Here is a 12,424-nt window from a genome sequence, read left to right on the forward strand (position 1 = left end):
GCGGGCATGCCCGCGAACACCGGCTCAGCCGGTGCCATGCAGCGCGCTGGTTTCTTCGCGGGCTTGCCCGCCCCCACAGGGATGGCATCAGGGCTGGCAGTTGTTGGCCAGAAGGCGCTGAAGAGGCTGTGGCAAGCGACCTGCGGTGTTAGTCATTCTTGCCCAACATGTACTGGTCAAAATGCTTGATATGCTCGTCCAGGTTATCTTCGAGCATCATCCGGTACTGCTCGCAGAAGTATTTCAGGATCTCGTCCCGCGCAGCGCCCAGTTCGGCGCCGCTCTTGAAGCTGCGGGCGCTCATCCAGGCGCTGAAGCTCGCGGCACCAAAGGTCAGCGAGGCGCTAACCTTGCCCAGGTCCTCGACCCTGTCGATCTGCTGGTTGGCCAGTTCTATGTGCGCATCGGCACGGTCGTAGAAGCCCTGGTCGGTAGCTTGGGTCATGGCGGTTCACCTGGTTGTGCAAGACGAGCGAAAGGCCAAGCCTTGCATGTCGCGGCGCATACGTGCAAGGCTGAAAAAGGATTACCAAAGTCGAAAAAGGACTCACAGTACCTCATGCTCGGAATCACACGTATCCATCGCTATTTGCGCCCACTGCCTGCAAAACCGACTGCAGCCAGTGGGCGTGACCTCAAGGCCAAACGTGCCGCCCGCCTCGCTTCCAGGTTCGCCAACCTGCTGTGTACCCCCCGCTCCATCCCCCCCTACCTCTGCGTTACCCCCCAGCGCCCTCCTGTCGACCGCGTGCCCCCTACCTGACTGCCATTGCTGCAGCTCGCACGCCATGCTCGCCTGTTGCAGGCGGGATGTCCGACCCACCGACAAGGGGCAACAACCCATGCTTTTCTTTCACGGCAAACGCATCTTCAGCGCTATCTTCGATATGGATGGCACCCTCTTCGACACCGAACGCCTGCGCTTCAAGACCCTCAAGCAAGCGTCGCTGGAAATCTTCGGCAAACCGCTGGGCGAGCACACACTGCTCGGCTCTCTGGGCCTGAGCGCGAAAAAAGCCGAAGCCTTGGCCAAGGCGCATAACGGCGCAGACTTCCCCTATGCCGCCATCCGCCAGCGCGCCGATGAACTGGAGCTGGAGTACGTGCGCAATCACGGCGTGCCGATCAAGCCCGGCCTGCTGGAGGTGCTGGAGCGCCTGCGCAAGGCCGGCTTGACCATGGCCGTGGCCACCTCCAGCCGCCGCGCCATCGCCGAGGAATACCTGATCAACGCCAATGTGCTGAAGTACTTCGACATCACCGTGTGTGGCGATGAAGTCAGCCAGGGCAAACCCCACCCGGAGATTTTCCTGAAGGCCGCCCGCGCACTCAACTGCCCTCCAGAGCAGTGCTTCATGGTCGAGGATTCGGAAAACGGCATGCTGTCGGCCATGCGTGCCAAGGGCCAGGCGATTCTGATCGAAGACATCAAGCCACCTGCCGCCGACATCAAGGCCGGCGCACTCAAGGCTTACCACAGCATGCCGGAGTTCCTCGCCGACCTGAATGCATGCGTGCCCGAGCTGGGCATGCCCGCGCTCAGCGAACCCTTCCCGGCGTCGCTGAACCAGTTCCGTGTCGGTATTCATGGCTTTGGCGCCATCGGCGGCGGCTACCTGACCCAGGTGTTTTCCCATTGGGACGGCTACACCCGGCCCTGCGAAATCATCGCCGCTACCCGCTCACGCATGCTGCGCGAGAGCGTGAGTGCTTTCGGCAGCTACAGCGTGCGCTATGGCAGCACCTCGTTCGACCAGACCATCGACAATGTGCGCATGATCGACCTGGACGACGAACAGGCGGTGATCGCCATGTACAACGACGCCGAGATCATCGGCCTGAGCCTGCCTGAACAGGCCATTCGCAACCAGGCCAGGGTAATTGCCCAAGGCCTGCTGCAGCGTTTCGAGCGCCGCGGCCGCGAACTGACGTTGCTGATCGTGCTGAACAAGGTGGGTGGCGGCGCGTTCGTGCGCCGGCATGTGCAAGCCGAGCTGGCGACATTGTGCCCGCCAGCGATCTGCGAGCAGGTAATGCTCAAGACCCATTTCGCGGAAACGGTAGTCAGCCGCATCGTTTCCAAGCTGAGCAACGATGCGCTGGTGCGGCAATTGCGGATCAAGTCGCAGATGTTTCGCAACAGCCTGGAAGAAGAGCCTGCCGCCCCCCGCAGTGCCTCGGCGCCGCCGGCTGAATACGAGCGATTGCTCGGGCATTTCAGGCCCTTTGCCCAGCCCAGCAGCGCCATGAGCCAACTGCACCTGGTGCTGTTCAACAGCGAAGCCGACATGCCGTTGTATGTCGAGCGCGGCAGCGACCTGCTCGAACGCCTGCGCCAAGTGCACACGGTGCCGGACATTGCCCAGATCCAGGTCATCAAGAACCGCCTGTGGAACGGCCCGCACGCGATCATTGCCTGGTACGCCAGCCTGTTGGGCCATGCCTGGGTGGGCCAAGGCATGGGCGACGCCCGCGTCAATGCCCTGGCCGAGCGGCTGATACGCCAGGAAGTGGCGCCCGCCCTGGAAGCGGAGTACCCGCAAATGACCGAGGTGATCAGCCGGTTCGCCGACGCCTTCCTGGCGCGCTGCAAAACCTCGTTCAAGGACCCGTGCGCCCGCGTCGGCCGCGATCCGCTGCGCAAACTGCAGCGCAATGAACGTATCCTCAGCAGCATCGAGCTGGCCGGCAAGCACGGCATCGACACCCCGGCCCTGGCCTTTGGCGCGGCATTGGCCATTCACCACGCCCTGCGCTGCGACGATGCGAAGAACCTGGACGCCCAGGCGATCAGGCAGGTGTACCTGGACCATGATCACAGCGTCGAGGCTGTGCTGACCTACCAGGGCATCTGCAACGGCAAGCGCTTCCCGGCCTTGAACCCGCTCAGCGACGCGCCGCTGATCAATGCCATTGCCGAGGCCTTCCGGCAATACCAGCACGCGCACCCGGCCCCGCTGCCCGCTTCGCGCTGCATAGGCGCGTAACGCGCGCCTTTATGCCGCGGCGCCAGCTGCGAACACTGGCCCGGCCGGTGTAAGCGCCTGCGCCGCGCGCTTTGCCAACGCCCCCTCGCGCACCTCCTTGCCACCCGGCACGCCACCTCTGAAGCCCCACTGCAGACTTATTGTGTCATTTCATGCTTGATAATGACACAAGGTGTCATTATGATCGCCGTGTGTCCTGGCGACCTTACTGTGTCGCTCAGCAACCCACCGCCCTTTCCTGCAGGTACCGCCCATGACGACCACCATGCACGCCCCCAAGGACCAACTGGTCAAGCACGCACAGCAGCAGATGCTGACGGCCCTGGCCGACAACACCTACAGTACCCGGCAAAAGCTGGCCCTCACCTGCCGCATCCTGTTCGACGGCGGCCACGACTCGGGGCTGGCCGGGCAGATCACCGCCCGCGCCCAGGAGCCTGGCACCTATTACACCCAGCAACTGGGCCTGGGCTTCGACGAAATCGCCGCCTCCAACCTGCTGGTGGTGGACGAAGACCTGACCGTGCTGCAAGGCCGTGGCATGGCCAACCCGGCCAACCGTTTCCACAGCTGGCTCTACCGCGCCCGGCCTGACGTCAACTGCATCATCCACACCCACCCGCTGCACAGCGCCGCCCTGTCGATGCTGGAGGTACCGCTGGCCATCTCGCACATGGACCTGTGCCCGCTGTTCGACGATTGCGCGTTCCTCAAGGACTGGCCTGGTGTGCCGGTAGGCAATGAAGAAGGCGAAATCATCGCGGCGGCCATCGGCGACAAGCGCGCGATCCTGCTTTCACACCATGGCCTGCTGATCGCTGGCGGCTCGATCGAAGAAGCCTGCGTGCTTGCCCTGCTGTTCGAGCGGGCCGCCAGGATGCAGCTGCTGGCCATGGGGGCCGGTGACATCCGCCCCATCCCCGAAGCCCTGGGCAAGGAAGCCCACGACTGGATCTCCACCCCTAAGCGTCATGGCGCCGCGTTCAGCTATTACGCGCGGCGTGCCTTGCGGGCCCACGGCGACTGCCTGGCCTGACTCGAAGCTGTACTCTTCCCTCAACAACGGCAAAGGTGCCTGGTCATGTCTACACCTGTAATTCGCGGCGTCATCGGCTACACCATCACTCCCTTCTCGGCAGACGGCACACTCGACCTGGAGGCTTTGGGCACGTCCATCGACCAATTGATCAAGCACGGCGTGCACGCCATCGCGCCGCTGGGCAGCACCGGCGAAGGGGCCTACCTGAGCGACAGCGAATGGGAAAGCGTGGTGCGCTTCAGCCAGGCGCGCATCGCCGGGCGCGTACCCAGCGTGGTCAGCGTCTCCGACCTGACCACCGCACGCACCGTGGAGCGTGCGCGCCTGGCGCAGGCATGCGGGGCCACGGCGGTCATGGTGCTGCCCGTTTCGTACTGGAAACTCACCGAAGCCGAAGTGGTGGCCCACTACAAGGCCGTCGGCGCCGCCATCGACATCCCGATCATGCTTTACAACAACCCGGGCACCAGCGGCACCGACCTGTCGGTGGAACTGATCCTGCGCATCCTCGCCGAGGTGCCGAATGTGACCATGGTCAAGGAAAGCACCGGTGACATTCAGCGCATGCACCGCCTGTTCCAGGCCAGCAAGGGTCAGGTAGCGTTCTACAACGGTTGCAACCCACTGACCCTGGAGGCCCTGGTGGCAGGCGCGAGCGGCTGGTGCAGCGCCGCGCCCAACCTGATTCCGGCATTGAACCTGGCATTGTGGGAAGCCGTGCAGCAAGGCCAACTGGCCGAAGCCCGCACGCTGTTCTACCGCCAGTACGAACTGCTGGAATACATCACCCGCCGCGGCCTGCCCACCACCATCAAGGCCGGCCTGAAGCTGCTGGGCCAGGATGTCGGCGCGCCCCGCCTGCCTTTGCAGGCGCTGGATGCGCAAGGCAGCGACTATCTGAAAAACCTGCTGACCGAACTGGCTGCCTGACCCTCGACAGCGCAGCCCTGTAAGCGCGGGTTACCCGCGCAACAGGCAACGCGCTGGGTGGCGGGATCGCTGCCGGCGTTTGCATGGCCGCCTTCGGGCGCTGCGCAGCGACGCCCGCCAAGCGGGCATCCCATCCCCTTGCCGTGCGCCAGGCGCGCACGCTGTCTACAGGTCCCGACATGCGCTACGTTGCTGCCCCCAAGCTGCTGACCCAGGTTGCCGCCGTACATTTCGTCAGCCATGTGCACATCATGCTGGTCCCGGCACTGCTGCCAGTGCTGCCCTCCCTGCTGGGGGTCGGTTTCGTCGAACTCGGCGTAGCCCTGGCGGTGTTCAATATCGTCTCTGCCCTGGTGCAGGCCCCGCTGGGTCATGCCGTCGACCACTTTGGCGCGCGCAAGGTGCTCAAGGCCGGGCTGCTGCTGGGCAGCCTCAGTTTCCTGCTGCTGGCCGCCAGCCCCGGCCATGCGGTGTTGCTGGTGAGCATGGCGCTGGCCGGCCTGGCCAATGGTGTGTACCACCCGGCCGACTATGCGCTGCTGGCCAAGGGTATCGAGCCAGACCGGCTGGGGCGGTCATTCTCCATTCATACCTTCGCCGGCTTCCTGGGCTCGGCGGTAACCCCGGCAATATTCCTCGGTATCGCTGCCGTATTGGGCACACGGGCAGCCCTGGCGACGGGCGCAGTGTTCGGCGCTGCTGCGCTGCTATTGATATCGCTGCCAGGCAGCGGGGTGTACCGGGTAACGGAGATGGGCAACCCGGGCAATGCCGGCGCGCCGCCGGCAAACGTACGAGTGCGCTTGTTCACCCCCATGATCGGCGTGCTGACAGTGCTGTTCATATTGCTCAACCTGAGCACCAGTGCCATCGAGAAATTCTCCGTTGCCGCACTGGTGCAAGGCCAAGGCCTGACCTTGGCCTGGGCCAATACCGCGCTTACCGCCTTCTTGCTCTGCAGCGCCGCAGGGGTGCTGTGTGGCGGTGCCCTGGCCGACCGTACCCGCCGGCATGGCCTGGTGGCGGCGCTGGCTTTCGCCCTGGCTGCAGTGCTGACCGCAGTGGTGGCCCTGGGTGTGCTGCGCGAATGGGCATTGGTGGTGGTGCTGGGCAGCATCGGCCTGCTGACCGGAATGATCGCCCCGTCGCGGGATATGCTGGTAAAAGCGGCCGCGCCCAAGGGTGCCGAAGGCAAGACCTTCGGGCTGGTCTCGACCGGGTTCAACATCGGTGGCGCCGTCGGGCCAGTGGCGTTCGGCTGGATGCTTGACCGGGGGCTGCCAAATGGCATTTTCGTTGCTTCGGTAGCGTTCATGGTGCTGACGGTGATGCTGACCGTGGCGCAGGAGGGGTATATGGCTCGAAAACGCAGGAACGCGCAGCGATGAATGAATGGGGTGGCGAACCCCTGCCACCCCAGACACATTCACCCCACCGGGTTCCCATGCACCACCCGCCCCGCCACCCCTGGCCGGTTGACAAACAACACATCCAGCACGCTGTTACGCAACCCTTTCAGCGCGTTCCAGTTCGCCGAAGCGTGCACATACTTGTCGCGCAATAAGCGCTGCTCTTGCTCGCTCAGCGCCAATTGCCCGGTTTCGCCCAAGGCGAAGCCATGCAATTTTGCGCTGATCACCTGCAATTCAGCCGGCAAACGGTGCTCCGCCTGGCCGCCCAACGGCGCAAACGCCACGCCAGCCCGTACCGCCAGCTCGCGCATCACGCTCAGGTAGACGCGCGACAGGTGCCCGGCCACCTCCCGCTCGCGGGCTACCGCTGCGTAGACTTGCTTCTCTGCTTCACGCGGGTGGCCGCCAGCGATCGGCTCCTCCCAGGTGATCACCCGTGGCCGGGGTTCCCCCATGTCGGCAAAATCCGTCGCCAGCAGGCCCTGCATCACGGCATGCACGCGGCACTGCCCGGCAGGCGTCGCCACCGGCACGCGCTGGGATTGCGGTTTGCACAACAGCACCTGTTCCCATGTGGTTTCCGGGTAGCCGCCACCGATATTCGAGTGCACACCCGGCAGCACGATGTCGTGGCCACTGCTCACCAGCGGGAAGTTATGCCGCCGCTCATCCCGCGCGACCAGTTGTACCACCTGCCGGGCAATACCCGCCTCCAGGCCCAGGCGCAAGCCACCGTGGCGCTCGTCGGCGGGGTCGAAGTCGCCCTGCAACGGCGCGATGATCGCGGCCACCGTGTCGAACAAGCCCATGAAGTTGATCGCGATGTCACACGCCACCGGCAACAATCCCCCGGCACCGTCGTGCAACAGGTTGGCCAGGTGGCGTACCGCCGCCGCGCCACGGCTGAAGCCGAACAAGTCGAACTCCAGGCGTGCCGGCACCCACTGCGGGTGCGCCTGGCACCAACCCTGCAGTTGCCCGGCAATCGCCTGCAACGCCTCGGCCACCCGGGCTTCCACGCCCGTGCGGCCACGCCCGGTGGCAGAGGCATACACCGGGTCGGTTTCACCGGCCAAGGTGCCGATGCCTTCCATGTAGCATTTGAAAAAGACCTGGCGCGCCTCGCCATCGGCCGCTTGCGCCGGGTACAACGCATGCAGCAGGGCTACGTTGCTCAGCGCATTGGCATAACTGCCGCCGTGCCCCGCCAATGCCGTGGCGTTGTGCTGATTGTTACCGGTGCCATCGAAGAACACCCCAAAACGCAGGGTTACCCGTCGAGGGGTCGGCGTACCGCCGTTGCTCGCTACCATCTTCGTGCCTTGTGCTTGACCCAAAAGCACAAGCAGGCGCCAGTACGCCGTCAGGCAACATCAGGCAATCGCCAAGCCTTCGTGAGAGTTTTCCATACCCCAGGCCCGCTGCAGCGATAAATTTACCCCGTGCCATTAGTCGCCGCCCCCCCGGATGGATTAAAGTATCAGCCCTTGCCAGGGCAGCTGCCGTCAGCCGCCTCCGGCCCCCTACCAGGAACCGTCGCCGATGGAACACCGTGAAGCGCTGATCGCGCTGCGCACCTTTCTTTCAACCCAGATCCTAGGCCAGGAGAAACTGGTCGAGCGGCTGTTGATCGTGCTGCTGGCAGACGGCCACATGCTGGTCGAGGGGGCGCCCGGGCTGGCCAAGACCAAGGCCATCAAAGAGTTGGCCGAGGGCATAGAAGCGCAGTTCCACCGCATCCAGTTCACCCCCGACCTGCTTCCGGCCGACATCACCGGCACGGAAATCTACCGTCCGGAAACCGGCAGTTTCGTGTTCCAGCAGGGGCCGATCTTCCATAATCTGGTGCTGGCCGACGAAATCAACCGTGCACCGGCCAAGGTCCAGTCGGCACTGCTCGAGGCCATGGCCGAACGCCAGGTCAGTGTGGGCCGCAGCACCTACGACCTGTCGCCCCTGTTCCTGGTCATGGCCACGCAGAACCCGATCGAGCAGGAAGGCACCTACCCGCTGCCCGAAGCCCAGCTCGACCGCTTCCTGATGCACGTGAAAATCGGCTTCCCGGACGCCGCGGTCGAGCGGCGCATCCTGGCACAGGCCCGCGGCGAAGCGCTGGGCGGCGAAGTGAAACCCGAACGGCGGGTCAGCCAGCAGGCGATCTTTGCCGCGCGCAAGGAAATCCTCAACCTGTACATGGCCGATGCCGTCGAGGAGTACCTGGTGCAGCTGGTCATGGCCACCCGCACCCCGGCCAAATTCGATACCGAGCTGGCCGACTGGATCGCCTACGGCGCCAGCCCGCGCGGTTCCATTTCGCTGGACCGCTGCGCACGTGCCCACGCCTGGCTGGCCGGGCGCGACTTCGTCAGCCCCGAAGACATCCAGGCGGTGCTGTTCGACGTACTGCGCCACCGCATCATCCTCTCCTTCGAAGCCGAGGCCGCGGGGATCGACCAGGACCGCGTGGTCCAGCGCATCCTCGACGTCGTCGCCGTTGCCTGACCCCATGCCCACTGCGCACCTGGCCGAACCCGGCATCCGCATCGGCCTCGCCGAGCTGATCGACATGCGCCACCGCGTGCGCGAAATCCAGCTGTTTTCCAAGCCCGGCCAACGCAGCCCGCTGGTCGGCCTGCACCATTCCAAGCTGCGCGGGCGCGGTGTGGACTTCGACCAGGTGCGCGTGTACCAGGCCGGCGACGACGTGCGCAACATCGACTGGCGGGTGACCGCACGCACCCAGGAGCCCCACACCAAGCTGTTCCACGAAGAACGCGAACGGCCTATCTTCATCCTGGTCGAGCAGAGCCAGCGGCTGTTCTTCGGCTCGGGCCTGATGTTCAAGTCGGTGCTCGCGGCCCAGGCCGCCGCCTTGTTCGGCTGGGCCGCGCTGGCCCATAACGACCGCATCGGCGGCCTGGTGTTCGGCGACAACGAGCACCACGAAATCAAGCCCCGGCGCAGCAAACAGAGCCTGCTGCAGTTGCTCAACCGCATGGCCAAGGTCAACCAGGCACTGCACACCGAGGCGGTTGCCGGGGCCGACAGCCTTGGCCTGGCGCTGCGCCGCGCCCGCGAAGTGCTGCGCCCGGGCAGCCTGGCCATCGTGATCTGCGACGAGCGTTCGCTCAGCGCCCAGGTGGAGCAGCACCTGGCCATGCTGTCCCGGCATTGCGACCTGCTGCTGCTGCCGGTGTCCGACCCACTCGACCATGCCCTGCCGGCCGCTGGCCTGCTGCGTTTTGCCCAACGCAGCGCGCAGCTGGAACTCGACACCCTCGACGCCAACCTGCGCCAGGCCTACCGCCAGCAGGCCGAAGCCCGCATCGAGCGCTGGGAGCTACTGGCGCAAAAGCTGCGGGTGCTGCTGATGCCGCTGAGCACGCAAAGTGAAATGATCGAGCAATTGCGCGAATACCTGAGCGCACAGCGCCCGCGGAGCGCGTCATGAACCCGCTCGATCAGTTGCAACCGCTGATCGAACCGGCGCCCATCGGCCTGTGGCCGCCGGCACCCGGCTGGTGGGCATTGCTGGTCATCCTGCCAGTGCTGGGCTGGGGCCTGTGGCGGCTGCGGCACTGGCGCCCGCGCAAGCGCCGTGTCGTACGCGCCGAGCAACCGCTGGACCCGGTGCGGGTAGAAGCGCTGGCCGAGCTGGCACGCCTGCCACGCCCCTACGACGGCGCCCCCGCCGGCGCCTGGCTGCAACAGATCAACGCCCTGCTCAAGCGCCTGTGCCGCAGCCACTACCCGGGCGCCAACAGCCACACCCTCAACGGCCGCCAGTGGCTGGCATTTCTCGACAACCGCTGCCCCGCAGCCGGCCTCACACGCTGGATGGTGCTGGTCGAAGGCGCCTATAAACCCGAGTGCAAACTCGACGACAAGGCCATCGCCGGGCTGAGCCAAGCCGTCGAAACCTGGATCCGCAAGCATGTTTGAACTGGCCTGGCCGTGGGTCTTTGCCCTGTTGCCGCTGCCGTGGCTGGCGCGCCTGCTGCTGCCCGCCGCCGACAGCGGCGAACCGGTACTCAAGGTTGGCTTCCTCAACGAACTGGAAGGCCTGGCCGGGCGGCGCGCGCGGCTGAACCTCCCCACCTGGCGCCAGCAAGGGCCATTCGTGGTCATCTGGCTGTTGCTGCTGTGCGCTGCCGCGCGCCCGCAATGGCTCGGTGACCCGGTGCCCGTGGCGGCCAGCGGCCGCGACCTGCTGGTGGCGGTGGACGTGTCCGGGTCGATGGACTTCCCGGACATGCAGTGGAAAAACGAAGACATCAGTCGCCTCGACCTGGTCAAGGCCCTGCTCGGCGATTTCCTGCAGGACCGAGAAGGCGATCGCGTGGGCCTGATCCTGTTCGGCAGCCAGGCCTACCTGCAGGCCCCGCTCACGTTCGACCGGCGTACCGTGCGCACCTTCCTCGACGAAGCGCAAATCGGCATCGCCGGCAAGAACACGGCCATCGGCGACGCCATTGGCCTGGCGGTGAAACGCCTGCGCCAGCGCCCGGCGCAAAGCCGGGTACTGGTACTGATTACCGACGGTGCCAACAATGGCGGGCAGATCCACCCGCTGACGGCAGCCCGCCTGGCAGCCCAGGAAGGCGTGCGCATCTACACCATCGGCATTGGCGCCAACCCCGAAGCCAGTGGCACCCCAGGCCTGCTCGGCCTCAACCCGAGCCTGGACCTGGACGAAGCCGCACTCAGGGAAATCGGCGAAATCACCCACGGTGCCTACTTCCGCGCGCATGACGGAGCCGAACTGGACGCTATTGGCGACACCCTCGACCAACTCGAACCGGTGGCCCAGCAACCGACCCAGGCCCGCACCGCCCAAGCCCTGTACGCCTGGCCATTGGCCCTGGCACTGCTGCTGAGCGTGCTGCTGGTGGTGGCCGTGCAATGGCCCGACAACCTGATGCAGCGCCTGCTGCGCAAGCCGCGCTTCTTGCAGCCACACCCGGAGTGGCGCCAACGCCTGAAGCGCTTGCGCTTGAGGAGGCGGCGATGATCGACCTGTGGCCGCAATGGTTGCGCCCCCTGTGGCTGCTGGCCGTGCCCTTGCTTGGCTGGCTGCTGTACAAGCTGTGGCATCGGCGCAAACGCGCCGGGCGCTGGCAGCTGATCCTGCCGCCGGCATTCCACGCTGTGCTGCTGGGCGGCGGCAACGGCAACACCAGCAAACTGCCGTGGGTGGCGCTGGGGCTGGCCTGGCTATTGGTGATCCTGGCCCTGCTCGGGCCCAGCTGGCAGCGGGTGGAAGAAAACCGCCAGCGCCCGGCCGACCCGCTGGTGATATTGCTGGAGCTGACCCCGCAGATGCTCGCCGAGGACAGCCCGCCCAATCGCCTGGAACAGGCCCGGCGCAAAATCCTCGACCTGCTGGAGCACCGCCGCGACAGCCAGACGGCGCTGGTGGTCTATGCCGGCTCCGCACACACCCTGGTGCCGCTGTCCGATGACCTGGCCACCACGCGCAACCTGCTGGAGGCCATCGACCCGTCGATCATGCCCAAGCCCGGCCAGCGCGCCGACCTGGCCGTGCAGAAGGGCCTGGCCCTGCTGGCCCAGAGCGGGCTCGGCCAGGGCCGCCTGCTGCTGATCGGGTCGTCGCTCAGCGCCCCGGAGCGCCAGGGCATCGCCCAGGCCCTTGGCCGGCAGGGCCCAAGCCTGCTGATGCTGGGTATCGGTAGCCGTGACGGTGCCCCGGTGCGCCAGGCCAATGGCGAATACCTCAAGGATGACCAAGGCGGCATTCTGGTGCCCCGCCTGGACAACGCCAGCCTCAAGGGTTTCATCAACGGCACCGGCGGGCGCTACCGGCATGCGCGTATCGACGACCTGGACCTGCGCGGCCTGGGCCTGTTCGACCAGCCGCGGGCCGGGCGCAACGACGGCCAGACCCTGCAGCTGGACAGCTGGGCCGACCAGGGCTACTGGTTGCTGATTCCGCTGCTACTGCTGGCCGCGTGTGCCGGCCGGCGCGGTTGGCTGTTCTGCCTGCCGTTGCTGCTGGCCCTGCCCCAGCCCAGCCAGGCTTTCGAGCTCGATGACCT

The 12,424-nt window shown here is 65.8% G+C and carries 11 protein-coding genes; 9 read left to right on the plus strand and 2 right to left on the minus strand.

What is annotated here, in order from left to right:
* Positions 1–148 precede the first annotated feature (148 nt).
* On the minus strand, positions 149–445 hold the full coding sequence (locus APH30_RS22465) for a DUF3144 domain-containing protein (protein WP_054913807.1): 297 nt from the start codon (positions 443–445) through the stop codon (positions 149–151).
* Positions 446–842: 397 nt separating this feature from the next.
* Here APH30_RS22465 and mtlD point away from each other — a divergent pair, with 397 nt between their 5' ends.
* The 4 genes from mtlD (at position 843) to APH30_RS22490 (ending at position 6,344) form a co-directional block, all read left to right on the plus strand.
* Positions 843–2,987 (plus strand): bifunctional mannitol-1-phosphate dehydrogenase/phosphatase, encoded by a 2,145-nt coding sequence (mtlD, locus tag APH30_RS22475; RefSeq protein ID WP_054913809.1) that lies wholly within the window; start codon positions 843–845, stop codon positions 2,985–2,987.
* 253 nt (positions 2,988–3,240) lie between these two features.
* Positions 3,241–4,023: an aldolase gene (locus APH30_RS22480; protein WP_009683476.1), complete on the plus strand. Its 783-nt coding sequence runs from the start codon at positions 3,241–3,243 to the stop codon at positions 4,021–4,023.
* A 45-nt stretch (positions 4,024–4,068) separates the two neighbouring features.
* Positions 4,069–4,956, plus strand: a complete 888-nt coding sequence (locus tag APH30_RS22485) for a dihydrodipicolinate synthase family protein (protein ID WP_054913810.1) — start codon at positions 4,069–4,071, stop codon at positions 4,954–4,956.
* A gap of 179 nt (positions 4,957–5,135) precedes the next feature.
* A complete protein-coding gene (locus tag APH30_RS22490; RefSeq protein WP_054913811.1) occupies positions 5,136–6,344 on the plus strand; it encodes an MFS transporter in 1,209 nt (402 codons plus the stop codon).
* Between the two features lie 38 nt (positions 6,345–6,382).
* Here the strand turns inward: APH30_RS22490 and APH30_RS22495 are convergent, their stop codons facing one another.
* On the minus strand, positions 6,383–7,681 hold the full coding sequence (locus APH30_RS22495; RefSeq protein WP_054913812.1) for a DUF2235 domain-containing protein: 1,299 nt from the start codon (positions 7,679–7,681) through the stop codon (positions 6,383–6,385).
* Positions 7,682–7,910: 229 nt separating this feature from the next.
* Between APH30_RS22495 and APH30_RS22500 the strand changes: the two genes are divergently transcribed.
* The 5 genes from APH30_RS22500 to APH30_RS22520 form a co-directional block, all read left to right on the plus strand.
* Positions 7,911–8,870, plus strand: coding sequence for a MoxR family ATPase (locus APH30_RS22500; protein ID WP_009683481.1), 960 nt, complete (start codon positions 7,911–7,913; stop codon positions 8,868–8,870).
* Between the two features lie 4 nt (positions 8,871–8,874).
* Complete coding sequence (locus APH30_RS22505; protein WP_029886675.1) at positions 8,875–9,819, plus strand: DUF58 domain-containing protein; 945 nt, start codon at positions 8,875–8,877, stop codon at positions 9,817–9,819.
* The gene (locus APH30_RS22510; protein ID WP_009683483.1) at positions 9,816–10,310 is read left to right on the plus strand and encodes a DUF4381 domain-containing protein; all 495 of its coding nucleotides are present in this window, start codon (positions 9,816–9,818) and stop codon (positions 10,308–10,310) included. Before APH30_RS22505 ends, APH30_RS22510 begins: the two co-directional genes overlap by 4 nt.
* Entirely contained in the window at positions 10,303–11,379 is a 1,077-nt protein-coding gene (locus tag APH30_RS22515; protein WP_047149559.1) for a VWA domain-containing protein, read from the plus strand. Before APH30_RS22510 ends, APH30_RS22515 begins: the two co-directional genes overlap by 8 nt.
* Positions 11,376–12,424, plus strand: a 1,049-nt coding sequence (locus APH30_RS22520; protein ID WP_156326612.1) for a VWA domain-containing protein, incomplete at its 3' end; no start/stop codon positions are given. The genes APH30_RS22515 and APH30_RS22520, both read left to right, overlap by 4 nt.

Source organism: Pseudomonas sp. NBRC 111127 (assembly GCF_001320345.1).
GTDB lineage: Bacteria > Pseudomonadota > Gammaproteobacteria > Pseudomonadales > Pseudomonadaceae > Aquipseudomonas > Aquipseudomonas juntendi.

Excerpts from the sequence above, each read along its gene's own strand:
- APH30_RS22495 (WP_054913812.1), bottom strand. The coding sequence starts at position 7,681 with ATGGTAGCGAGCAACGGCGGTACGCCGACCCCTCGACGGGTAACCCTG.
- APH30_RS22490 (WP_054913811.1), top strand. The coding sequence starts at position 5,136 with ATGCGCTACGTTGCTGCCCCCAAGCTGCTGACCCAGGTTGCCGCCGTA.
- APH30_RS22500 (WP_009683481.1), top strand. The coding sequence starts at position 7,911 with ATGGAACACCGTGAAGCGCTGATCGCGCTGCGCACCTTTCTTTCAACC.
- APH30_RS22480 (WP_009683476.1), top strand. The coding sequence starts at position 3,241 with ATGACGACCACCATGCACGCCCCCAAGGACCAACTGGTCAAGCACGCA.
- APH30_RS22515 (WP_047149559.1), top strand. The coding sequence starts at position 10,303 with ATGTTTGAACTGGCCTGGCCGTGGGTCTTTGCCCTGTTGCCGCTGCCG.
- APH30_RS22505 (WP_029886675.1), top strand. The coding sequence starts at position 8,875 with ATGCCCACTGCGCACCTGGCCGAACCCGGCATCCGCATCGGCCTCGCC.
- APH30_RS22510 (WP_009683483.1), top strand. The coding sequence starts at position 9,816 with ATGAACCCGCTCGATCAGTTGCAACCGCTGATCGAACCGGCGCCCATC.
- APH30_RS22485 (WP_054913810.1), top strand. The coding sequence starts at position 4,069 with ATGTCTACACCTGTAATTCGCGGCGTCATCGGCTACACCATCACTCCC.
- mtlD (WP_054913809.1), top strand. The coding sequence starts at position 843 with ATGCTTTTCTTTCACGGCAAACGCATCTTCAGCGCTATCTTCGATATG.
- APH30_RS22465 (WP_054913807.1), bottom strand. The coding sequence starts at position 445 with ATGACCCAAGCTACCGACCAGGGCTTCTACGACCGTGCCGATGCGCAC.